The following is a 22,750-nucleotide window of genomic DNA, read 5'->3' as shown; positions in this document are numbered from 1 at the left end:
AAATGGTTATTTTTTGTTATCACTTAAAAAAATGAGGACTTCTTCTAACCAGTTCATGCTTTTACTGGAGATGAGGAAGCGAGCAGCACTCTTGGCTATGGTATTTTTACGTAACAAACGTATAATTTTAATATAGCAATTAAAAGAATTTGATGAGTAGGCATTTATAGCATGACAGCATTACAGGGGTCGCCAAGATTTACCGGATTTATTCGTCGTTTGGTCGAGGAAGGCGTCATCTCGGCTGAAGATATGCGCAGTGCGTTGGCGCATGCCAAGCAAGAAAAAATCGATATCGTGGCTGAGTTAATTAACCAGCAACAGCTTTCCCCGACCGTCATTGCTGAAACGATTTCAGTCGAATTTGGCGAACCGCTGTTTGATATCAGTGCCTATGATCCTGCCCAAATTTTGCGGGATGCGATTGATGAAAAGCTGATTACCAAGCATCGCATCCTGCCGATTTTTAAAAATTCCAGTATTTTATATGTTGCGATCAGTAACCCCACCAATATCGAAGCAATTGATGCAGTCCGTTTTTCCACCAAACTCAATATTGAAACGATTATTGTTGAACACAATAAACTTGAAAAACTGATCGAGCAGAATTTTACTGAAGAAAGCACGTTTGAGTTTGATGAAGACTTTGATCTGGATGTTGATGTTGAATCCACCGATCCGAATAAAGAAGATGATGAAAGCAATAAAGGTGATGAAGCACCAATTGTCAAATATATAAATAAGTTACTCATCGATGCGATTCGTATGGGTGCTTCGGATCTACACTTTGAACCTTATGAAAAAATCTATCGGGTACGTTATCGGGTCGATGGGGTATTACGCCAGATTGCAACACCACCACTACAGCTGGCAAATCGTTTGTCTTCACGTCTTAAAGTTATGTCACAAATGGACATTTCAGAAAAACGTGTACCACAAGATGGTCGAATTAAACTAAAATTATCCAAAAACAAAGCCATTGATTTCCGTGTCAACTCTCTCCCTACACTGTTTGGTGAGAAGCTGGTACTGCGTATTCTGGATCCATCCAGTGCGATGCTGGGGATTGATGCATTGGGTTATGAACCGGAACAAAAAGAACTGTTTATGCAGGCACTCGACAAACCACAAGGGATGCTGCTAATTACCGGCCCGACGGGTTCCGGTAAAACCGTTTCACTTTATACCGGTTTGAATATCCTGAATCGTGAAGATACCAATATTTCCACAGCGGAAGATCCGGTCGAGATTAACTTGCAAGGGATTAATCAGGTCAACGTTAATAATAAAGTTGGCCTGACCTTCTCTGCCGCACTGAAGTCCTTCTTACGTCAAGACCCGGATATCGTCATGGTCGGTGAGATCCGGGATCTGGAAACTGCCGAGATTGCGATTAAAGCTGCGCAGACCGGTCATATGGTGATGTCGACGCTGCATACCAATAGTGCGCCTGAGACTTTGACCCGTTTACGCAATATGGGGGTGCCTTCTTTCAATATTGCCACTTCAGTCAACCTGGTCATTGCACAACGGTTGGCACGTCGCCTGTGTTCACAATGTAAAAAACCTGCCGATATTCCGAAACAAAGCTTACTGGAGATGGGTTTTACCGAAACCGACTTGCAGCAACCTGAGTTCCAAATTTATGAACCGGTGGGCTGCAATGAGTGTCGCGAAGGCTATAAAGGTCGTGTCGGTATTTATGAAGTTATGAAAGTAACGCCCGAAATTTCCAGAATTATTATGGAGGACGGTAATGCACTTGAAATTGCCGATGCTTCCGCACGTGCAGGTTTTAACAATTTACGCCGGTCAGGTTTAATCAAGGTGATGCAGGGGGTGACTTCTTTACAGGAAGTCAATCGTGTCACCAGCGAATGATCGGATGCTGATCTAAAATAAGGATAAAGGTATGGCAGCAGTAAAGAAAGGCCAGATGATGCCGATCTTCAGCTATGAAGGAATTGATCGTAAGGGGGCAAAGATCAAGGGGGAATTGCCAGCAAAAAATATGGCTTTGGCCAAGGTCACCCTTCGAAAACAAGGTATCAGCATCAAGACCATTCGGGAAAAGAAAAAAAATATTCTCGAAGGCTTGATGAAGAAAAAAGTCTCAACACTGGATATTACGATTTTTACCCGACAATTGGCGACCATGATGAAAGCCGGGGTACCACTGGTACAAGGCTTTGAGATTGTCGCAGAAGGTCTGGAAAATCCATCCATGCGTGAAGTTGTACTGGGAATTAAAGGTGAAGTCGAGGGGGGTAACACTTTCGCTGGAGCACTGCGTAAATATCCACAGTATTTTGATAATTTATTTTGCTCTTTAGTTGAATCAGGCGAGCAGTCGGGTGCTCTTGAAACCATGCTTGATCGTGTTGCGATTTACAAAGAAAAAAGTGAATTGCTCAAGCAAAAAATCAAAAAGGCCATGAAATATCCAGCTACAGTTGTTGTGGTCGCTCTGATTGTTACCATTATCTTGATGGTCAAAGTGGTCCCGGTTTTCCAGGATTTATTCTCTTCATTTGGCGCCGACCTGCCCGCTTTTACCAAGATGGTGGTCAATATGTCGGACTGGATGCAAAAATATTGGTTCCTGCTGATTATTGCCATTGGAGCCATCATTACCGCTTTTCTTGAAGCCAAAAAACGTAGCAAGAAATTCCGCGATTTTCTGGATAAAGCAGCACTCAAAGCACCGATTTTTGGGGATTTGGTATATAAAGCGATTATTGCACGTTATAGCCGTACCCTTGCCACGACTTTCGCAGCAGGTGTACCTTTGATTGATGCACTGGAATCCACTGCCGGCGCTACCAATAACGTTGTATATGAAGATGCTGTGATGAAAATTCGTGAAGATGTCGCCACAGGTCAACAACTACAGTTTGCCATGCGCGTGACCAACAAATTCCCATCCATGGCAGTCCAAATGGTTGCAATTGGTGAAGAATCCGGTGCATTAGATGCCATGCTGGATAAAGTAGCAACACATTATGAAAACGAAGTTGATAATGCGGTTGACGGCTTAACTTCGATGATGGAACCGCTAATTATGGCCGTTCTCGGTGTGCTCGTTGGTGGTCTGGTGATTGCCATGTACCTTCCAATCTTCCAAATGGGTTCTGTGGTTTAATGCAAGATCTTATTCAATATTTTATTCAAAACCCAACGGCGCTGTATATCGCAGTTGGGCTTTTTAGTTTATGTATCGGCAGCTTTCTGAATGTGGTGATCTACCGCACTCCCAAGATGATGGAACAGGAATGGCGTACCGATTGCCAGATGTTTTTGCATCCGGAACAGCCGGTGATTGATGAAGCGAAATTAAGTTTAAGCAAACCCGCTTCGACTTGCCCTAAATGTCATCAGCCAATCCGCTGGTACCAGAATATTCCAGTTATCAGCTGGCTGGTCCTGCGTGGCAAGTGTGCGAACTGTCAGAATCCTATCAGCATCCGTTATCCTTTGGTTGAAATTCTGACGGCAGTTTGTGCACTACTTGTCGTAGCAGTATTTGGCCCGACAATGCAAATGCTGTTTGGACTGATCCTGACTTATGTGCTGATTGCCCTAACCTTTATTGATTTTGATACCCAGTTATTACCGGACCGTTATACCCTGCCCCTGGCTGCACTAGGTCTAGGCGTAAATAGTTATGCACTCTATACCTCCCCAAGCTCTGCCATCTGGGGCTACATCATTGGCTTTTTATGTTTATGGATAGTGTATTACCTGTTTAAAATCATCACCGGTAAAGAAGGTATGGGCTATGGCGATTTTAAACTGCTTGGGGCTTTGGGCGCCTGGATGGGTCCATTATTATTGCCTTTAATTGTGCTGCTGTCTTCCCTGGTAGGTGCGATTATTGGCATCATTCTGCTAAAAGTTCGCAAGGAAAATCAGCCTTTTGCTTTTGGTCCTTATATTGCTATTGCCGGTTGGATCGCTTTTCTTTGGGGTGAACAAATTATGAAAGTGTATTTAGGTCAGTAAATTGAAATTTGTACTCGGTTTAACCGGTGGAATTGGCAGTGGCAAGTCTGCTGCCAGTCAGTGGTTTGAAGCACAAGGGATCACGGTAGTCGATGCCGATGTGGTAGCGCGTGAAGTGGTCGAAATTGGGCAGCCTGCACTTACCCAGATTCAGCAGGCTTTTGGCGATTGGGTACTGCTTGCCGATGGCTCACTGAATCGTCGTGCCCTGCGTGAATATATCTTCCAGTCTCCTGAAGCACGCAAAACTCTGGAAAGTATTACCCATCCGGCAATTCGTACTTCCATTATCCAGCAACTACATGCTGCGCAAAGTCCCTATGCCATTCTGGTTTCACCACTACTATTTGAGACCAATCAGCACGAACTCACTCAGCATACCTTACTGATTGACGCCACCATCGAACTGCAAATTGAGCGGGCCTCACAACGTGACGGCCAGAATATCGAACAAATTCGCAATATCATTGCTGCCCAAATGTCCCGCGAACAAAAGCAGACCATGGCCGATGATATTGTCCTAAATGATGGTCATCTGGATCATCTCTATGCTCATCTCAGACTATTACATCAAAAATATTTAAACATGGCAGCCAGCTGAAGCATAAAAAAAACAGTCTGATTAAGACTGTTTTTTTTGTTCTGCCAATTTTCGGCTTAGACTGTCCTGATGCTGTAACCAGCGCCATGGCTGTAAGGCCCCAACTGCCATACCCATCAGGCCACACACCATGGCCAGACTTAAAGTTTCATTTAATAAAGGTACAGCCAGAATTGCCGCAATAAAAGGTGCAAGATTGGTAATACTGCCTGCCTTAAATGCACCAAGACGCTTGATGGCTTCTACATAACTTAAAGTAGCAATAATCACCACAAATATGCCGTGAAAAATGGTCTGAAACAGTAAATGCTCGGGTTCAGGCACACTCAGGTTTTTCGGTAAAAATAGCAGATAAATCGGCACATAAACCACTGCCGACCAGATCGCGACACCACACATTGCCTGCCATGCAGTTAGCTGATATTTACGCAATAAAACGGTAAAAATCGCCCAAAGTATAGCACTAATAAAAAACAGTCCGTCTCCTGCTCCAAAGGCCACACCAGTTTCCCTATACATCAGCATACTCATGAGACATAGTACTACGATCATAATGATCAGGCTGGCCCAGGTATGTTTATCAAAAGCCTGCCCCATCAGAAAAAAAGCCATAATCGCGGTACAGATTGGAATACAGCCATTCAAGAAAATTGCAGCATGGGCGGTAGGTGCGTAGTGAAAAGCGCTATAGGCAAACAGGCAGTAAATCACCCCACCAATCATCGCTAAAATAAAAGGCTCTTTTTTCAGTAAAAAAGCGGCCTCTTTACGATAGAGCAAGATCGGCATCAGAATCAGGAAGGCCAGAGAAAAACGCAAGGCCACAATATCCCAGGCACTGATCTGCCAAAGTGCATTCAGGCGGGCCGTTAAGGTAAAACCGCCCCAGATGCACATGGTAACAACTAAAAAAACATAGCCTTGGGTACGGTCTGACAATGCCATCATCAATTAAAGGTTACGCTGACGGCAGGCTTCATACAGTGCCATACCTGTAGCCACACTGACATTCAGACTTTGCAGATTACCTGCCATCGGGATATACACGGTCTGATCACATTGGCTTTGCGTAATTGGACGCAGACCAGTATCTTCCGCACCCATCACCACACAGACGCCGGTACCGGTGAAATCAAAATTCTGGATCGGCAGCGCTTTTTCATCCAGCATGGTACCGACAACACGAATATTGAACTCTTCTTTAATTTGACCCAAAGTACGCGCCAGATTGGTGACCTGAATGAATTTGACTTTGTCCGCACCACCAGCAGCCACTTTACGTGCTGTCGGAGTTAGGGTGGCTGAACGATCACGTGGCGCAATCACTGCCTCAACGCCCATTGCAGCGGCCGTACGGATACAGGCACCGAGATTATGCGGATCGGTAATATGATCAAGAGCCAATAACAACGCTTGAGGATTTGCGCTCAACAGTGATTCAAGATCTTTTTCATTCAGTGTCGGATGTGCACGTACCGCAGCGACCACGCCTTGGTGAAACGGCTGGCCGGCCAATTTTTCCAGTTTGTCACGGCTGGCTTGCTGCACACTGATTCCAAACGGTTCAGCCAGTTCCAGTACACGCTTTAAACGCTGATCATCGCGTCCTTTGAGAGTGAATAATGTCAAGACACGTTCAGGCTCAAGCTCTAACAATGACTCCACTGAATGTACGCCATAAAAATATTCAGGTTTTGCCATGAACGACCTCTAGATTAGTTATATACAAAAGAAAAATCCCGTAAAGCTGACTTCACAGGATTTCTGTAGCTGATTAGTTTAACCGATTCGCACTGAAATTTCTTGCCCGGTTTACACTGATCTTGAATCTGGACTTAACCTTCAAAATGGCAGACATAGTCCAGCACATCATCGGTTTCGATTTTAAAACGGCTATTGCCCGGTACATAGAAAGACTGACCGGCACGGAACAGCTCACTTTCTTCGCTATCGCCAATCTGAACACGGCATTCACCTGAAACAATTTCCATGCGCTCAGGAACATGTGTTTCAAAGGTCAAGGCATTTTCTGATGGCAGAATGACACCCAACGTTTTCTTGGTCCCGTCTTCAAATTGTACAATGTGACTAATACACAACCCGCCGAAATATACATTAGATTTTTTAAGTACCGATACATGATCAAACTGAGCTGACATGCGATTTCTCCAGATAAAGCATTTTGTAATATTTTGATTGCTGTAGTTTAAATGTGCACTCTCAACTAATCAATCGAAGTTTGTCGGCGTCGATCAAATATTCTGTATCACCTGAACCCCTTCTATTTACAGCATGTTTTGGCCTGTATTTTGCTGATAGATAAGCTTAAGTTTCAATTTGCACGTGCTCTTGTGAAACAGGCTCAATTGAGTCATTAATTTAAAGATTAGGGATGTCAAAAATATGAAAATCAGCAGTGAATCAACATACTTCTGAGTCAGCTTCTTGCGAAAATACAGTGAAATAAGCATATATAAATCGCTAAAATTTAAGATAGAATGAAATTGATTCGTCCTGATTTATAATAATCACAGCCATGTTGTGACACCAATCCAACATCAGGCTATTTCAATCAAACTTTTCGCAGCCCGGATGCGTTTATGCTGACACATTTAACTCTGATCAATTTTGCTTTAGCTGAACACCTTGCTATTGATATTGATAAAGGTTTTAACGTTTTAACCGGTGAAACCGGTGCAGGTAAATCCCTCTTACTGGATGCATTGTCTGCCTGTCTGGGTGAGCGAACCGATACCAATTATGTGCGTTATGGCTCAGAAAAAGCCGATGTCACTGCCAGTTTCAGCTATCAGGAACACAGTCCTGAAGCCGCCTGGTTAAAAGAACATGAACTGGATGACGAGTCAGGTGAAATTCATTTACGCCGGGTGATCTTTGCGACTGGCCGCAGCAAGGCCTGGATCAATGGACGCCCGAGCAGCCTGTCTGAACTGAAAGAAATTGGGCGTTTACTGGTACAACTCTATAGCCAGCATAGTCAGCAACAATTATTAGAACCGCCTTATCCGAAACACTGGCTGGACCGTTATTATCATTTTTATGCACCGGCCCAAGCCGTACGTGATGCGTATAGCACTTGGCAAAAAAATATCCGCCAGCATCAAGCAGCTTTAGACGCACAAGCGACACGCAAGCAGCGTCTGGAAACCCTGGAACTACAACTCGAAGAACTGGAAGAAATTGTTCAGACGGATTATCCGGAAATTGAGCAGGAATTTGATCGGCTCTCGCATCATGAAGCCATTATGCAGGACTGTGTCTATAGCCTGAATGTGCTGGATGAAGCTGAACAGAATATCACTCAGGAACTGGCATCAATTATGCGTCGGGTTGAGTCGCATGCCGGACGCAGTGAGCAGCTCTCCGGGATTTATACTTCCCTGCTGAATGCACAAAGCGAACTTGAAGATGCAGCAGCGAATTTACGCCAGTTCATGGATCGGCAGAGTTTTGATCCAGAACGCATGGAAGTGCTGAATTCAACTTTGGAAATCTTCCATCGTCTGGCACGTAAGTATCGGACCCAGCCAGAGTTGCTCAAAGAAGAATATGAAGCCTGGCAAAGTGAATTGGAACAGTTACATCAACTGGAAGATCCGGAAACACTGGCTGAGCAGGTAGCAGTGTCTTATCAGGAGTTTCTGGATAAGGCCCAACATCTGGATCAGATTCGCCGTGAAGCCGCAGCACCGTTGGCCAAGCAGCTCACTGAGCAGGTTAAACAACTGGCACTGCCTGAAGCGCATTTTGAGTTTAAGTTTGAGCCTTTGGAACAGCCATCTAGTGAAGGTCTCAGCTTTATTCAATTGCTGTTTACTGCCAATAAAGGCATTCCGGCACAGCCTTTGGCCCGGGTTGCTTCAGGCGGTGAGCTCTCGCGTATTGCGCTGGTGATGCAGGTCATGAATGCAGAAAAAACCGAAGCCGAAGTATTGGTTTTTGATGAAATTGATGTCGGGATCAGTGGTGGTACGGCAGAAATTGTCGGACGTTTACTGGCCGATCTGGCCCAGCATGTACAGATTCTGTGTATTACTCATCAGGCACAAGTAGCCGCACAATCTGATCAGCATCTACTGGTGAAAAAACAGCAGACTGATCCTGCTAGCAGTACGATTATCAATCTTGAAGAAAACGAAATTATTCAGGAGCTTGCAAGAATGACAGGCGGTGTGGAGATTAGTGAAACCACCTTGCAACATGCCCGCCAGTTACGTCAGCTGAAATTTCAGCAGGCTTGAAGATTTACAATCTGGACAAATAAAATTTGGTGAATCCAAAAAGCTCTAGTAACGTAGCTATTAGGATCATAGGATTTCTCTGCGAAGAAATTAATTTTAAGGAGAACTGCTCAGGTGACCAAACAGTTTCTGACACATCGTTGTCTGATTGCACCGCCGCATGCGAATGATGATTTTTTTGCCCAGACGGTCATTTATCTCGCTCGTCATGATGAAGATGGTGCCCAAGGCATCATTATCAATCGACCTGCCGGCATTCAAATTAAAGAATTGCTGAATGATCTGGATATTGAAGCAGATAATGTCAATCCGCATGAGGTATTGCAAGGTGGCCCTTTGCGCCCTGAAGCCGGCTTTGTCTTGCATACCGGTCAGCCGACCTGGCATTCCTCCATCGCCGTGGGTGAAAATGTCTGCATTACTACCTCCAAAGATATTCTGGATGCCATTGCACATAATGAAGGTGTCGGTCGCTATCAGATTGCCCTCGGTTATGCCAGTTGGGGCAAACACCAGCTGGAACAGGAAATTGCCCGTGGTGACTGGCTGATTTGTGATTCCGATATGGATCTGATTTTTAACTTACCTTATAACGACCGTTGGGATGCTGCCTATAAAAAAATGGGCGTAGACCGCAACTGGTTATCTTCCGAGATTGGACATGCCTGATGTAAACGCGCCACAAACCATTATGGCGTTTGATTTTGGTACACAAAAAATGGGAATGTCGGTTGGACAATCCCTGATTGCAAGTGCCAATCCCCTGCCCTTATTTCCCATGAAAGATGGTATCCCCAACTGGGATGAGCTGCTCAAAATCGTGAAAAGCCATCAACCGAATTTATTTCTGGTCGGTTTGCCATTGAATATGGATGATAGTGAATCCGAGCTGTCGACACGGGCGCGAAAATTTGCCCGCCGTTTACGTCATCAGACCAATATTGAAACCTGGATGGTAGATGAACGTTTGACTACCCGTGAAGCACGCGATGAACTGGATCATTATCAGGCTCAAGGTCGCGGCAAAAAACTCTCTGCCGACAGTATTGCGGCTACCTTGTTGATTGAAAGCTGGTATCGCCATCCTGCTGGAATCACGCCTTAATCTGTTTTGAAAATTTTTTAAATCAGCATCCGTCAGGGTGCTTTTTTATGCTCCAAAATGCTTCTTAAGGATAAAAATAACGAAAAGTCAGGTTAATTCTTGGTGTTAAAACTTTGCTGGTTTTGCTGATACTGTGCTTCCAGTGTTGCTGTGTCGCACCTCGCATCACAATCAGTTGTCCACTGTGTAACAGTACACCGACTTTATCGCTCCGAATTTTATGCTTAAAGCTCATTTTGCGGGTGGCTCCCAGACTCAGAGAAGCAATGACATTTTCCCGAGAAGTACCTGTATATAACGCCGGCTCATCATCACTATGCCAGCCCAAGCCTTGGGAACCATCTTCATACAAATTGGCCAGACAGGAATTAAAGGGATGACCGACCAGAATTTCAATATGCTGCTTTAAACGGAATAATCCGGGTGTCCATACCTGAGCTTGTTTGAGCGTACCAGAATAACGATACTGATAATGTTCATCGCCATACCAGACCACCTGGCGACCGGTGACATGGTGCTTGCCAAATAAATGCACTTCATCATATTGCCAGGCCAGCTGACTGAGAAAATGCTGTAGATACTGCTGGCTTTGTTCCTCATCCAAAATCAAGCCATAATCCTCCACTACCCCATCAAAAGGTAATACATTGGCTTGCGGCTGGGGTGCAAATAAATCGAGCGTCATATCAATCAGATTCAGTATCCACATGAAAATACTGACATTCGACCTAAAGGATTACAACTGCTCTTCACAAATGACTACAACATTTATGCTTGTGGCTGGCATGATTCCTGCCTAGACTGAATTCAACTTTCACAATAAAAATAATCCTTTTATGAACTTATGGCAGCTGTTTCAGAAACTTCGTCCCTTTGTTCAGCCTTACCGGTTGCTGGTGATTGCCACGCTGATTCTGACCCTGATTGGCTCATTCACCGCACAGGTCAATGCCATTACCTTGCAATATGCGGTCGACAGCATCAATTCGCTACTCGAAGCCGGTCAAGGATTGGAGCAAGGCTGGCATATTCTGATCACGATTTCGGCAATTTTGCTCGGCAAAGAAATTATTAATGCCTTTGTCCAGTTCGGGCAGAAGTTCTATGGAGAGAAACTGCGAATTTTTGTCTCTCAGGATCTGGCCCAAGGGATTATTGAAAAGTTTTTAAAATATCGTTTGGAATTTTTTAATCAGGAAAATAATCAGGCCGGTAAATTACAGACCCGGATTGATCGTGGCATTGGCTCACTGACCCGTCTGGTTCAGATCTTCTTTATTGATATTTTACCGTTATTTACCAGTGCGATTGTGGCTTTGGGGCTAATGTACTATGCCAATGTCTATGTCGGTCTGGTCGCGACTGCCATTGTTCCGATCTATTTCTGGCTGACCTATAAGCAGGCGCAAAAGCTGGGCGGCTGGCGCCGTAGCCTTCGAGATGGCCGGGAGAAAAAGAGTCAAGGCATTCTCAGCATCATCAACTCGATTACTGTGATCAAATCCTTTAACCGCGAATCGATTGAATCGGAAAAGCAGCTCGGTTTACAGCGTGAACTGACCGACAATCAGATGAAAACCCGCCAGACCAGTTTCCTGTTTGATGGCCTGAAAACTTTTCTGGAACAGATCGGGATTGTACTAATCATTATTCTAACCTCCTACTTTGTGCTGGATGGCCAGATGAGTATTGGCATGATCATGTTTCATGTGCTGCTATTTAATAATGTCTCTGCCCCAATCCGATCCCTGCACCGGATTTATGATGAAGTAAATGACGCCATGATCTATTCAGAAAGCTTTTTCAAGATTCTGGAAGCAGATGATGAAATTGAACAAAGCGGTCAGCAGAAACCGATTGTCCAAGGAAAATTTGAACTGAGTGGCGTGAATTTTTATTATCCAAACGGCCACCATGCCCTGAAAGATATTGATATGGAAATTCGTCCCAATAAAATTACCGCCTTGGTGGGCTTATCGGGTGCCGGAAAATCCACCCTGATCAGTTTGCTGGATAAATTTTATGAACCACAGCAAGGCCAGATCAAACTGGATGGCATTGACCTGAAAGATTATGACACCCAATATCTACGCGATCATATTGGTCTGGTCTTACAAAAAAACCATATTTTTCAGGGCACCATCTTTGACAATATCCGTTACGGCAAAACTACTGCCTCAATGGAAGATGTAATTGAGGCGGCAGAAAAAGCCTCGATTCATGAGCAGATTTTACAGTTACCGGATGGCTATGACAGCGATGCCTTGATGCTGTCTGGCGGCCAGCAGCAACGGATTGCCTTGGCACGGATGTTCCTGAAAAATCCACCGATCATTTTTCTGGATGAACCGACGGCGAGTCTGGATGCAATTGCCACGGAACAGATCAAACAAAGTCTAGACCAGATCAAGCAAGGCCGTACCGTGATCATCATTTCGCATAGCCTGTCGCAGATTATTGATGCGGATTATACCTATGTAATGAAAGAAGGAACGATTGCCGAACATGGTGAACACGACCAGCTTTATCATCAGCAAGGCGTATATAAGGAAATCTTTGATGCGATGGCCAAAAGCCTGAATATTGAAAAAATTGCCAAAACTTTTGAAGATGATGCTGAGGAAGAAACTCATAGTTAATATGGATTAATTATCTTTCTCTGAATCAAAAATTTGCTACACAAGAAAAGCGGTCTTTTAAGACCGCTCAATATTAAGATTCATCTTCCAGATTTAAAACTGCACAATCCATTCACCCCTGATATAACGATAATCATAATCCGGCCCATAGAAGGAAGCACTGCGATTATATCCGGCATTCATACGTAGAAACTGCGAGCCGCGAACAGGACTTTGCAAGTTCAGTTCAAATAACCGGGTGGTCTGACTTGAATCCTGATTAATTTTTTCACGTCCAAAACCAGCAGTTAAACCAGCTGACCAGCCGGAAAAACGCTGACGCCAACCTAAGGCCAGCATCGATTCTTGATAATCCTGAGGGTTAAAATATTCCCTGCCTACATCTTCTTCACTACTTTGGTAGGTGCGATATCGGGCCTGAAGCGTCAATCCCAAGTCCAGAGAAGGCTGATAGATCAGTCTGATACGACCATGATCACGGCGATTATCGTCTGAAAAAAATTGCGATCCTGCAACACCCACCACTGTGACATGCTCACCTAAACCCTGATCCAAGGCAGCACCAATAAAGGTAAAATTCGTTCCCTGCTCCAAAGCAGGCTGAGTTTCAACCCAATCCCGATTGGCAAAAACTTCTAATGCTGTTTTTTCTGCAAGTGGCGTACGATAACTACCATCAAAGGTGAATAATGTATGATCTCCTTGATCAACTATACCTGCCTCCAAAGCCCAGCCATTCGCTGTAGCAGAATCAATATTACGTCCAATCAATGAAATCTTTTGACCATCTCGACTCCAGTCATCAGCTTTATACTGATAAGCACTGCCACGTATACCTAGATAATCATCAGCATGTTCATATTGAGGCAAAAATTCCGCTGATAATTTACGGGTTTGAAAGCCTTCACTATCATCACTAAAGAAAAACTCTGTTCCAAGCGCACGTTCACTTTGGGCCAGGTTTTCTTCTAATCCCTTGGCCAGGCTGCTTGCATTCATACCTATAAGCAAAGGAACAACCGCATAGATCCCAATTTTGTTATTTTTCATTTTGTTCCCCATGTTTTTCGTGTTCTCAGTACTTCATCCAAATATCCTAAAATACTGGCAGGTTGCAATAAGAAACTATAGGCAAGAACATACAAGAAAAAACCACTGAAGTTTTTCCGTACCCTGAGCTCCAGATCATCAAACATTCTGCGTTCAATTGAATAATTTAATAGCCCCAGTAAGAATGCCATAGGTAATAAAGCTAGGGTCATAATACCCGCGATCCAGTAGTGTCCAAAACATGCCAGAATGAGTCCAGGTATAAAGCCAAAGGTAAAGGCAATATCCAACCAAGGGAAAAGCAGATTCCAGTAAATAAAAAACGTAGACAGTCTTGGCTTAATTAGAATAGTGGGATGTTGAATAAATGCCTCAATCATGCCACGTGCCCAACGCTGACGCTGTTTGATAAAAACCTTAAGTGTGGTCGGTGCATTGGTAAATAGACAGGCATCCTCACAATGTCCAACACGATAGCCTGCATTCAATAATGCCCATGTAAGTACGATGTCTTCGCCCACACATTCAGGCCATCCACCCACTTCAATCAGGGCGTTTCGATCATAAATAGAGAAAGCACCTTGGGCCACTAAGGTTCCCTGATATAGGGACTGCATACGCTTGGTCGCGGAAATACCGAGAAAATAGTCCCATTCCTGAGTTTTGGTTAACATGTTTTCACGAGAATTGCGTACCAGAATTTTACCCGCAACTGCACGTGTATTGGGTGGATCCGCTACATAGCGTTCCACAATATTGATTAAGGCAACACGATGTAAATAAGAATCTGCATCGACGGTAATCACCAGATCATGTTCCGCAAGCTTTAAGCCTTCATTTAAGGCGTGTGCTTTACCTGCATTTTGCTTTAAATCCAGCAAGGTCAGCCAGGGAAATCTCGATTCCGCTTTTCGGACAATATCAGCAGTGTCATCTTGAGAACCATCATTAATAACAATAACTTGCAATTTTCCAGGATATTTTTGCACACTAATACTGACTAAAGTATCTTCTATGGAAACAGCTTCATTATAGGCGGCGATCAATATAGTCAGGCCAGGATAAGTAGCTAATGCTTGCCTTTTCGGTCTTCTATCTATCATCAGGCTTAAAGCCGCAAACGAATTCATAAATCCTGGAATAATGGCAATACCATAAATCAGAAACACAGCCATAAAATAGCCAATATATGTGCTGAGCTCATGCAGCCAGTCTTGAGCGATCCAAATCGAGAATACGGTCCAAGAACAGGCTCCCATAAAAGCTAAAACAAACTTGAACTGCACAGAAAAGTAAATTTGAGAAACTTCTTTCTTACTTTCATCAATAATCATAAATGTTCTCTTACATATGATATTTCACAAAACTTGTGCAGGTTTATCTTGTGTAAAATGGGATAGCTAAAAACAGTTGATGATCACTTTAGATACACATCGCCACATGTATCCAGCTCATAATTTCTCTGGAGAAAAACTCCATTTTGTCTAAAAAACCTGCATATTTTATAATTATATATACGTTTTGTATATTTTTTGACAACCAAATCACATTTTTTGTAAATTTCATCGATAAAAATTTTGATTATTTTAAAACCTGTTTTGCTTCCGATTTGAGAAAAAACATTTAATTAAAGCTGAAAAAAAGCCTGCAAATTGCAGGCTTTTTATTTTAATTTTTTAAGATTTAACGCTGAACTTTCTGTTCAATTTCTTCAACGCTGGTATGACGCACATCAAAACCTTTGACCATATAGATCACCTGTTCCGAAATATTCCGGGCATGATCGCCAATTCTTTCTAGCGAACGCAGCACCCATAATACATTGATGACACGACTGATATGCCGCGGATCTTCAATCATATAAGTCATAAGCGTACGTGTGGCTGATTGATACTCACGGTCAATATCCGCATCTGCCAACATGACCTTCAAAGCTTGATCTACATCCAGACGCGCAAAAGCATCCAGTGCGTCATGAATCATCACCCGCACCTGGTTGCCAATATGCCGGGTTTCCATATAACCGCGCGGTGAGCCGCCCTCTTCACATAAGCTTTGTGCAATTCGGCCTATTTTCGAGGCTTCATCGCCAATCCGTTCCAGATCGGTATTGGCCTTGGACATGGCAAGCACCATGCGCAAATCAATCGCGGCAGGATGACGACGCGCCAGAATTAGGGTCAGCGCTTCATCAATATCTCGTTCCATCTGATTGACGACATTGTCTTGAAACTGCACATCTACTGCCATTGAGGCATCTGTGTCCAATAAGGCATGAATGGCATTAGCTACCTGCTGTTCTACCAGTCCGCCCATCGTCATGAATTTGGTATTTACGTCCTGCAGTTCTTCATTAAATTGCGAAGAAATGTGATGGCTTAATACAGGATTATTTGGACACAAGGAAAGCTACTCCTGAACGATAGAGGACAATGATCAATAATAAATCATATTAAAGCATATCTATGATGAAAGTTTGATGACAATAGTAGCCTCATAGAGGCTGAGGCGAATCATATTCAATCAGCCAGGCATTCAGCTCTGCCAGTTCCTTTTCGGTTAACTGCCCGACCGAGGCCTGCAATTGCAGCACATGCAACAGATAATCATATTTGGCATTCAAATAATCGGTCTTGGCAGAAAAGGCATTACGCTGTGCCAGCAACACATCGACCATGGTTTTTAAGCCTTCCTGATATTGGGCTCTGGACGCTTGTGAGACAATTTCCGAAGAGTCCATCGCGGCTTTACGTGCATTCAGTTTGGCCTGATCGGTTTCTACCTGCATAAAGGACTGTTTCACATCGGTATTGGCTTTACGGATGGCTGCATCCAGTTGCGCTTCACTTTTTTGCACATTGACACCGGCCTGACGGATACTTTTTTGTGTGCGTCCGCCGCTAAATACATTCCAGTTCACTTCCACCCCAATCTGGTCGAAATCTCCATTGCTGGACATGATCGTGGCTGGACTTTGTTTTAAATAGCCATAGGTTCCGACCGCTTCGACCTGCGGATAGAGCGCAGCCTGCTCGACCCGTTTGGCATCTTCAGAATAGCGCTTTTGCAGACGCGCTTGCAGAATATTCAGATTCTGGCTTTGTGCTAATTCAGTCCAGGACTGCATATCACTTGGAACCGGTTTCTGAAACTGAAAATCGTTGCGTAATACCGCCAGATTTTCCTGATAAGGACCGATTAACTGTGCCAGCTGTTCTTGGGCCAGTACCAGCTGAACTTGAGTCGAAATCCGGTTGGCTTGGGCACTTTGATACTGGGCATTGGCTTCACTGACCTCACTACGCGCCACCAAACCTTCTTTCAGCTTAGCATTCATCATGCGTAACTGTTCAGACAGCGCCTGCTCTTCCTGTAAATAAGCCGTAGTCAAAGACTGCTGCCGCAAGACATTAAAATAGGCTTCGGCCACCTGTAAAATATGCTGCTGTTTTTGCAGACGCAGATTGACTTCACTGAGTTCGACCGAGGTCTTGACCTGCTTATAACCTTGCCAGGCATCCCAGCGAAATAAAGGTTGGCGTGCGGTTAAGGCCACCTGACGGCTGGTTGTACTGGAACTTTGCAACTCACCAAATTCAGCAGGCAAACCTTCAGGCTGTAAGTTGTTGACGGACTGGTTTTTACGGGTCACATTTCCAGACAAAGTCACGGTCGGCAGCAAATTGCCGCTGGCAATCCCCAGATTGAGCTGATCAGCCTGATACTGCAACACATTCGCCTGCCAGTTCGGATCATTTTGCTGGGCGCGCGCATACGCTTCTTTTAAGTCCAAGGCAAAAATCGCCGGACTAATTAATAGCAATAAACCGGCCATGACACTGAGTTTTAATTTCATTTTATAGTGTTCACCCCTAACAGCCATTCAGATTAAAAAATTCTGGCACTTTAAGCTCAGCCATACTAAAGAGATCTCTTGAATTTTTACGTATGATTTTTATTAATTTTTTAATATAAAGATCAGTTTTTATCCATCATTAATTCAATTTTCTGGCTCTAATACCGGCAATGTAACAAAGCAATTCACAATACTAAACATAGTATTTTAGTTTGATCTATACAATATCTCCCAGTAAGGCCGTTATTTTCTGAATTCACCTATATATACAGAGTCCTGAAGCATAGTGTTAATGCCATTCCCATCGATATTCAAAGCCTGTTTGCTTGCTGGTAGCGTGCTGCTTCTTGGGGGCTGCCAACAGCCTTCAGATCCACAGATCCAGGTCGAACAGACTGAGACGAAGCAAACGCAAAGTCCAGTCAGTGACTTTAGCCTCATGTGCCAGAATATTGAAAAAAATATGTCCCAGATTAATGACCAGCGCACGACGTTTGCGCTGGAACAAATTAATCAGGATCTTAAAGTGTGCCTGCCGTTGATGGAATTGGCGGAGCAGAAGCACCTGATGCAACGCTCTACCGAAATGTATCAGCGCTTTTTAAAGGTGGATCGCACCGAGTTCCAGCAACGCGCCTTTGAGCAGTATGCACTGGAAATGGCCCAGCATCCGACCATTCAGCATGCGCATTTTCAACAGCTTACCTCACGTGACCAGTATCTGTTAAAACACAAAGGTCAGGCTTATGTAGAACTGCTGGATCTGGGGGATGGTACTTTACATTATCGCCGTAGTCCGGAATATCTGGCGCGTATTTTTGCCCCTTATTTACCAGCCGCTGAAAAAGCCTTTATTGAAAATCTGGCGGAACAGAATATGGAACCAGTACTGGTGGAAAAACGCCTGCAGATTGAAGCCGCTGATATTGCAGCCCGCAGCCTGCTTTGGGAAGACTATCTCAAGACTTATCCGAATAGCAGTTATAACCGCGATGCCGAATATCTGCTGAAGCAATATACCTATTTTCTGTTTAGAGGTACCGAACAATCACCAGTGTCGGAAGACTATCGCGACCGTTATGCGGTCGATACCAGTCATCTGGAAACTATTATTGGAATGTCGAGTGGTCAGAAATCAACACTATCCACACAGGCACGCTTATTTCTGGAATTTCTGGACATGACTCCAGAACAGCGCCAGCAAGCCTTGCCTGCCGATTATAGAAACCGCTCGGAAGCAGAACAGATTCTGTACTATGCCCAGATCAGTCCGCCCTCACAAAAATACGATAAAGACTGTTTTACCGATGCCATCTGCATCTAGTTCATTTGACAAGGTCTGAATCACTCCTTGCTTAAAGTTGAGAGATTTAAACCTGTTTATTCTGCCTAAACTGAGCTAAGCTTTAGCCTCGCTTGACGGAGCGCGAGTAAATCCTCGCTGAGATCATGTGATTCCTTTTGTCGTTATCAGGAATTGAGCATGAGTACCGTTGAACCTGATCAGGTTAATACCTGCGTAGGAATCAAGCCAGCTAAAAACTCAACCCTTGCTTTATCTGTTCAGGATAAATCTGCCTACGTTTTTGGTCGTGCTTGATTCGTTGATGTCATTCATAAGGATCATAGCCATGAACCAGTTAACGAATCTTTCTTCTGAAACTTCTCTCTCCGCTCATGAACAGGAAGCCCGTGATCTAACACGGATTCTGCCCGCTTCACGTAAAGTCTATCTGCCAGGTTCCCGTCCTGATATTCAGGTACCCATGCGGGAAATTTCCTTAAGTGAAACCCCGACCAGTCTGGGTGGCGAACATAATCCACCTTTGATGGTCTATGACACTTCGGGTGTGTATACCGACCCCAACGTGACGATTGACCTGAACAAAGGTCTGCCGAATGTTCGTGAAAGCTGGATTGAACAGCGCAACGATAGCGAAATTCTGGATCAGCTCAGTTCTGAATTTGGCCGCCAGCGTTTACGCGACATCCGCACAGCCGCGATCCGTTTCGCGCATATTCAAAAACCACGCAAAGCCAAATGCGGCCGCAACATCACCCAGATGCATTATGCCAAGCAAGGCATTATCACACCGGAAATGGAATACATTGCCATTCGTGAAAACCTACGTCAACTGGATGGTGTCGATATGCGCCAGCATCCGGGCCAGAATTTTGATGCAAAAAACCTGACTGAAATTACGCCAGAATTTGTGCGTCAGGAAGTCGCCGCCGGCCGCGCGATTATTCCGGCCAATATCAATCATCCGGAACTGGAACCGATGATTATCGGGCGTAATTTTCTGGTCAAAATCAATGCCAATATCGGTAATTCTGCACTCGGTTCAAGTATCGAAGAAGAAGTCTCGAAAATGACCTGGGCCACGCGCTGGGGTGCAGACACGATCATGGATCTTTCGACTGGCCAAAATATTCATGAAACCCGGGAATGGATTATCCGGAATTCTCCAGTGCCGATCGGAACCGTACCAATCTATCAGGCACTGGAAAAAGTCAATGGTGTGGCCGAAGACCTGACCTGGGAGATCTTTAAAGACACCCTGATTGAACAGGCCGAACAAGGCGTGGACTATTTCACCATTCATGCCGGCGTGCTTTTGAGATATGTACCGCTGACGGCCAACCGTTTGACCGGTATCGTATCGCGTGGCGGTTCGATCATGGCGCAGTGGTGTCTGGCACATCATCAGGAAAATTTCCTATACACCCATTTTGATGACATCTGCGAGATCATGAAAGCCTATGATGTGTCTTTCAGTCTCGGGGATGGTTTGCGTCCCGGCTGTGTGCAGGATGCCAATGACGAAGCGCAATTTGCCGAACTTCGAACTTTGGGCGAACTGACCCACCGCGCCTGGGAACATGATGTTCAGGTGATGATTGAAGGTCCGGGCCATGTCCCGATGCATATGATCAAGGAAAATATGGACCTGCAACTCGAAGTCTGTAAAGAAGCACCCTTTTATACCTTGGGACCATTAACCACCGATATTGCACCGGGTTATGACCATATTACTTCGGCGATCGGCGCAGCAATGATTGGCTGGTACGGTACCGCAATGCTGTGTTATGTGACGCCGAAAGAGCATCTCGGTTTACCCAATAAAAAAGATGTCAAAGACGGCATTATTACCTACAAGATTGCCGCACATGCAGCCGATCTGGCCAAAGGTCATCCGGGTGCGCAAGCGCGGGATAATGCCCTGTCCAAGGCGCGTTTTGAGTTCCGCTGGGAAGACCAGTTTAACTTGAGTCTGGATCCGGACACGGCGCGCAGCATGCATGATGAAACCATGCCGAAAGCCGCGCATAAATCCGCGCACTTTTGTTCCATGTGCGGACCAAAGTTCTGTTCAATGAAGATTAGCCAGAATGTTCGTGATTATGCCAGTCAACAGGCTAATCCTGATCAGCCAGCAAGCTCTCAGGCCGAAATTGAAGCGGGTATGGATCAGATGAAAGCCAGCTTCCACAAATCTGGTCAAAATTTATACCACAAACTATAAAACTGTAAAAAAAACAGTTGTCTTCAAAAAAAACTCAGATAGGATGAAAATAAATCAATTCATTCTATCTGAGCATATGAATATTATTAAACAGGCCTCTTATAATAAAAAAGACTTTAGCGTAGAGGCACGTGAGTTCTTGTACCGGGGATTTATTCAGGTAGAACAAGTCAGCCTGAAACACCGTTTATTTAATCAGGAAAGCTCAACCCCTGTTTTGCAACGTGAGCTGATTCACCGGCCAGAAGCAGCGGGTGTGCTGATGTACAATCATCAACAGCAGAAATTCGGCCTGATTGAACAGTTCCGGATTGGTGGACTGGACGATATCGATTCTCCTTGGCAACTCGAAGTGATTGCTGGCGTTCTGGATGGCAATGAAGCGCCTGAAGCGTGCATCCGCCGCGAGGCACTTGAAGAATCAGGCTGTACCCTGGATGAGCTACAGCACATTTTCAGCTTCTATCCTTCCGCCGGAGCATGTTCCGAATTATTTCATTTATATGTGGCGCAGACCGAATTACCTGAACAGGGTGGTGTTTTTGGCATGCCGGATGAAGGGGAAAATATCCAGCTGCATATTCTGGATTATGCCGATATTCCGTTCTTGCTCACGAATGGTCGCTTAAGAAATGCGCCTGTCATTATGGCCTTGCAATGGTTGCAACAACATATTCATACTGCAGGAATATGTCTAAGGGGAAAGACATGAGTTTTCAGCAGTCAAGCACAAGCACACAGCCGGATTGGACCATTATCCAGATTTCTGATACCCATTTGATGGATCAGGAAGAGCTGGAATTTGCCAGGATGAATCCCGAGCAGAGTTTTCATGAGGTAATGCAGCAGATCCAACAGCGCTTTCCCCAAATGGATGCATTGATTCATACCGGTGATCTGGCACAGGTGCCGGTCGAACAGACTTATCAGCGCTATCTAGAATATATTCAGTCTTTAAACGTGCCGTATTATCAGATTCCAGGTAACCATGACGATTCTCAGGTGTTCCCTTTTCACCAGCATGCGAATCAGGTACATGCCATTCATTTTGGCACCTGGACCATGATCCTGTTAAATAGTGCCGTTCAAGGCAAGATCGATGGCTGGGTGGAACAAGCTCAACTTGATCAATTGGACCAATTATTGCTTGAATTTAAACATCAGCATGTCATTGTGGCTTGCCATCATCATCCTTTTGCGATGAAATCGCACTGGATTGATCAGCACCGGCTGAAAAATGCTGAAGATTTGAAAGATGTACTGGCTCGGCATCAGAATATCAAGTTGGTTCTGTTTGGTCATGTGCATCAGGATTCCTGTAACGAATGGCATGGTATCTACTTTTTATCCACACCATCGACCAGTGTGCAGTTTAAACCTAAAAGCGAAGATTTCGCGTTAGATCAGGCGGCACCGGGTTATCGTGTATTACATTTGCAACAAAATGGTGAGTTTGATACCTATATTGAACGGGTGGCATTGAGCCAGCAAAATATTAATACCGAAATTTCAGGTTATTAACTTTTCAATTTGTTTTTTTTGCATTACTTTATTGCAACCAAAGGAAATGTGATATGCATAGTCCAGACATCAAAGACTATCAATAAGCATAAAAAGTCTATATGATGACGGCCCCCATAGGAGGATAATCTTTCTACAGGGTGGATAAAAAACTGCATATCACCATATTTTTTGCGTAGCAATCATA

Annotated in this window: 20 protein-coding genes and 1 riboswitch; of the genes, 12 read left to right on the top strand and 8 right to left on the bottom strand. The window is 44.4% G+C overall.

Translation table 11 applies throughout. The features are described 5' to 3' along the window. Positions 1–171 precede the first annotated feature (171 nt). The 4 genes from pilB to coaE are packed head-to-tail and all read left to right on the top strand — an operon-like array spanning position 172 to position 4,603. A complete protein-coding gene (gene pilB / locus ACP7AK_RS07400; protein WP_425879349.1) occupies positions 172–1,881 on the top strand; it encodes a type IV-A pilus assembly ATPase PilB in 1,710 nt (569 codons plus the stop codon). 31 nt (positions 1,882–1,912) lie between these two features. Further along, complete coding sequence (locus ACP7AK_RS07395) at positions 1,913–3,142, top strand: type II secretion system F family protein (protein ID WP_005108483.1); 1,230 nt, start codon at positions 1,913–1,915, stop codon at positions 3,140–3,142. After that, positions 3,142–4,002, top strand: coding sequence for a prepilin peptidase (locus ACP7AK_RS07390; RefSeq protein ID WP_425879347.1), 861 nt, complete (start codon positions 3,142–3,144; stop codon positions 4,000–4,002). Before ACP7AK_RS07395 ends, ACP7AK_RS07390 begins: the two co-directional genes overlap by 1 nt. A gap of 1 nt (position 4,003) precedes the next feature. Further along, positions 4,004–4,603 (top strand): dephospho-CoA kinase, encoded by a 600-nt coding sequence (coaE, locus tag ACP7AK_RS07385; RefSeq protein ID WP_064102364.1) that lies wholly within the window; start codon positions 4,004–4,006, stop codon positions 4,601–4,603. Positions 4,604–4,624: 21 nt separating this feature from the next. Here coaE and ACP7AK_RS07380 read toward each other — a convergent pair whose 3' ends face one another. The 3 genes from ACP7AK_RS07380 to ACP7AK_RS07370 all read right to left on the bottom strand — a co-directional run bounded on the left by ACP7AK_RS07380 (position 4,625) and on the right by ACP7AK_RS07370 (position 6,762). Then, positions 4,625–5,548: a DMT family transporter gene (locus tag ACP7AK_RS07380; RefSeq protein WP_005108480.1), complete on the bottom strand. Its 924-nt coding sequence runs from the start codon at positions 5,546–5,548 to the stop codon at positions 4,625–4,627. Between the two features lie 6 nt (positions 5,549–5,554). Next, positions 5,555–6,304, bottom strand: a complete 750-nt coding sequence (gene rlmB / locus ACP7AK_RS07375) for a 23S rRNA (guanosine(2251)-2'-O)-methyltransferase RlmB (protein WP_425879344.1) — start codon at positions 6,302–6,304, stop codon at positions 5,555–5,557. A 134-nt stretch (positions 6,305–6,438) separates the two neighbouring features. Beyond that, positions 6,439–6,762 (bottom strand): pyrimidine/purine nucleoside phosphorylase, encoded by a 324-nt coding sequence (locus tag ACP7AK_RS07370; protein WP_004281089.1) that lies wholly within the window; start codon positions 6,760–6,762, stop codon positions 6,439–6,441. A 441-nt stretch (positions 6,763–7,203) separates the two neighbouring features. Between ACP7AK_RS07370 and recN the strand changes: the two genes are divergently transcribed. The 3 genes from recN (at position 7,204) to ruvX (ending at position 9,970) form a co-directional block, all read left to right on the top strand. Next, a complete protein-coding gene (gene recN, locus ACP7AK_RS07365) occupies positions 7,204–8,865 on the top strand; it encodes a DNA repair protein RecN (RefSeq protein ID WP_213686751.1) in 1,662 nt (553 codons plus the stop codon). A gap of 114 nt (positions 8,866–8,979) precedes the next feature. Then, positions 8,980–9,534, top strand: a complete 555-nt coding sequence (locus ACP7AK_RS07360; protein ID WP_004281085.1) for a YqgE/AlgH family protein — start codon at positions 8,980–8,982, stop codon at positions 9,532–9,534. Beyond that, positions 9,527–9,970, top strand: a complete 444-nt coding sequence (ruvX, locus tag ACP7AK_RS07355; RefSeq protein ID WP_222110688.1) for a Holliday junction resolvase RuvX — start codon at positions 9,527–9,529, stop codon at positions 9,968–9,970. Before ACP7AK_RS07360 ends, ruvX begins: the two co-directional genes overlap by 8 nt. Positions 9,971–10,034: 64 nt before the next feature. Here ruvX and ACP7AK_RS07350 read toward each other — a convergent pair whose 3' ends face one another. Next, the gene (locus tag ACP7AK_RS07350) at positions 10,035–10,655 is read right to left on the bottom strand and encodes an alpha-ketoglutarate-dependent dioxygenase AlkB family protein (protein WP_425879534.1); all 621 of its coding nucleotides are present in this window, start codon (positions 10,653–10,655) and stop codon (positions 10,035–10,037) included. 151 nt (positions 10,656–10,806) lie between these two features. Between ACP7AK_RS07350 and ACP7AK_RS07345 the strand changes: the two genes are divergently transcribed. Further along, positions 10,807–12,609 (top strand): ABC transporter ATP-binding protein, encoded by a 1,803-nt coding sequence (locus ACP7AK_RS07345; RefSeq protein WP_168730888.1) that lies wholly within the window; start codon positions 10,807–10,809, stop codon positions 12,607–12,609. Between the two features lie 93 nt (positions 12,610–12,702). On the opposite strand, the gene ACP7AK_RS07340 is transcribed toward ACP7AK_RS07345, so the two are convergent. From ACP7AK_RS07340 to ACP7AK_RS07325, 4 genes are all read right to left on the bottom strand, one after another. Beyond that, positions 12,703–13,659: a hypothetical protein gene (locus tag ACP7AK_RS07340; protein ID WP_005108469.1), complete on the bottom strand. Its 957-nt coding sequence runs from the start codon at positions 13,657–13,659 to the stop codon at positions 12,703–12,705. Continuing rightward, positions 13,656–14,993: a glycosyltransferase gene (locus ACP7AK_RS07335; RefSeq protein ID WP_425879340.1), complete on the bottom strand. Its 1,338-nt coding sequence runs from the start codon at positions 14,991–14,993 to the stop codon at positions 13,656–13,658. The genes ACP7AK_RS07340 and ACP7AK_RS07335 overlap by 4 nt, the downstream gene beginning before the upstream one ends. A gap of 349 nt (positions 14,994–15,342) precedes the next feature. Further along, positions 15,343–16,062, bottom strand: coding sequence for a phosphate signaling complex protein PhoU (phoU, locus tag ACP7AK_RS07330; RefSeq protein ID WP_114541456.1), 720 nt, complete (start codon positions 16,060–16,062; stop codon positions 15,343–15,345). Between the two features lie 91 nt (positions 16,063–16,153). Beyond that, the gene (locus ACP7AK_RS07325; RefSeq protein WP_409449741.1) at positions 16,154–17,494 is read right to left on the bottom strand and encodes a TolC family outer membrane protein; all 1,341 of its coding nucleotides are present in this window, start codon (positions 17,492–17,494) and stop codon (positions 16,154–16,156) included. 313 nt (positions 17,495–17,807) lie between these two features. Between ACP7AK_RS07325 and ACP7AK_RS07320 the strand changes: the two genes are divergently transcribed. The 4 genes from ACP7AK_RS07320 to cpdA all read left to right on the top strand — a co-directional run bounded on the left by ACP7AK_RS07320 (position 17,808) and on the right by cpdA (position 22,563). Next, positions 17,808–18,839: a hypothetical protein gene (locus ACP7AK_RS07320; RefSeq protein ID WP_313390888.1), complete on the top strand. Its 1,032-nt coding sequence runs from the start codon at positions 17,808–17,810 to the stop codon at positions 18,837–18,839. An 86-nt stretch (positions 18,840–18,925) separates the two neighbouring features. Continuing rightward, a riboswitch (TPP riboswitch) is annotated at positions 18,926–19,058 on the top strand. 88 nt (positions 19,059–19,146) lie between these two features. Then, complete coding sequence (thiC, locus tag ACP7AK_RS07315; protein WP_425879337.1) at positions 19,147–21,042, top strand: phosphomethylpyrimidine synthase ThiC; 1,896 nt, start codon at positions 19,147–19,149, stop codon at positions 21,040–21,042. A 76-nt stretch (positions 21,043–21,118) separates the two neighbouring features. Beyond that, positions 21,119–21,754, top strand: coding sequence for an NUDIX domain-containing protein (locus ACP7AK_RS07310; protein WP_180180654.1), 636 nt, complete (start codon positions 21,119–21,121; stop codon positions 21,752–21,754). Beyond that, entirely contained in the window at positions 21,751–22,563 is an 813-nt protein-coding gene (gene cpdA, locus ACP7AK_RS07305) for a 3',5'-cyclic-AMP phosphodiesterase (RefSeq protein WP_425879334.1), read from the top strand. Before ACP7AK_RS07310 ends, cpdA begins: the two co-directional genes overlap by 4 nt. Positions 22,564–22,750: the final 187 nt, after the last annotated feature.

The organism is Acinetobacter sp. TWP2-2-3 (genome assembly GCF_049896445.1).
Lineage (GTDB): Bacteria > Pseudomonadota > Gammaproteobacteria > Pseudomonadales > Moraxellaceae > Acinetobacter.
This window is presented reverse-complemented; position numbering and strand designations above follow the sequence as displayed.

Bases quoted from the DNA above. Each gene is read 5' to 3' on its own strand.
- thiC (WP_425879337.1), top strand. From the start codon at position 19,147: ATGAACCAGTTAACGAATCTTTCTTCTGAAACTTCTCTCTCCGCTCAT.
- ACP7AK_RS07370 (WP_004281089.1), bottom strand. From the start codon at position 6,762: ATGTCAGCTCAGTTTGATCATGTATCGGTACTTAAAAAATCTAATGTA.
- ACP7AK_RS07320 (WP_313390888.1), top strand. From the start codon at position 17,808: ATGCCATTCCCATCGATATTCAAAGCCTGTTTGCTTGCTGGTAGCGTG.
- ACP7AK_RS07335 (WP_425879340.1), bottom strand. From the start codon at position 14,993: ATGATTATTGATGAAAGTAAGAAAGAAGTTTCTCAAATTTACTTTTCT.
- ACP7AK_RS07350 (WP_425879534.1), bottom strand. From the start codon at position 10,655: ATGACGCTCGATTTATTTGCACCCCAGCCGCAAGCCAATGTATTACCT.
- ACP7AK_RS07340 (WP_005108469.1), bottom strand. From the start codon at position 13,659: ATGAAAAATAACAAAATTGGGATCTATGCGGTTGTTCCTTTGCTTATA.
- ACP7AK_RS07380 (WP_005108480.1), bottom strand. From the start codon at position 5,548: ATGGCATTGTCAGACCGTACCCAAGGCTATGTTTTTTTAGTTGTTACC.
- ACP7AK_RS07310 (WP_180180654.1), top strand. From the start codon at position 21,119: ATGAATATTATTAAACAGGCCTCTTATAATAAAAAAGACTTTAGCGTA.
- ACP7AK_RS07395 (WP_005108483.1), top strand. From the start codon at position 1,913: ATGGCAGCAGTAAAGAAAGGCCAGATGATGCCGATCTTCAGCTATGAA.
- ACP7AK_RS07345 (WP_168730888.1), top strand. From the start codon at position 10,807: ATGAACTTATGGCAGCTGTTTCAGAAACTTCGTCCCTTTGTTCAGCCT.
- ruvX (WP_222110688.1), top strand. From the start codon at position 9,527: ATGCCTGATGTAAACGCGCCACAAACCATTATGGCGTTTGATTTTGGT.
- rlmB (WP_425879344.1), bottom strand. From the start codon at position 6,304: ATGGCAAAACCTGAATATTTTTATGGCGTACATTCAGTGGAGTCATTG.
- recN (WP_213686751.1), top strand. From the start codon at position 7,204: ATGCTGACACATTTAACTCTGATCAATTTTGCTTTAGCTGAACACCTT.
- pilB (WP_425879349.1), top strand. From the start codon at position 172: ATGACAGCATTACAGGGGTCGCCAAGATTTACCGGATTTATTCGTCGT.
- ACP7AK_RS07325 (WP_409449741.1), bottom strand. From the start codon at position 17,494: ATGGCCGGTTTATTGCTATTAATTAGTCCGGCGATTTTTGCCTTGGAC.
- ACP7AK_RS07390 (WP_425879347.1), top strand. From the start codon at position 3,142: ATGCAAGATCTTATTCAATATTTTATTCAAAACCCAACGGCGCTGTAT.
- cpdA (WP_425879334.1), top strand. From the start codon at position 21,751: ATGAGTTTTCAGCAGTCAAGCACAAGCACACAGCCGGATTGGACCATT.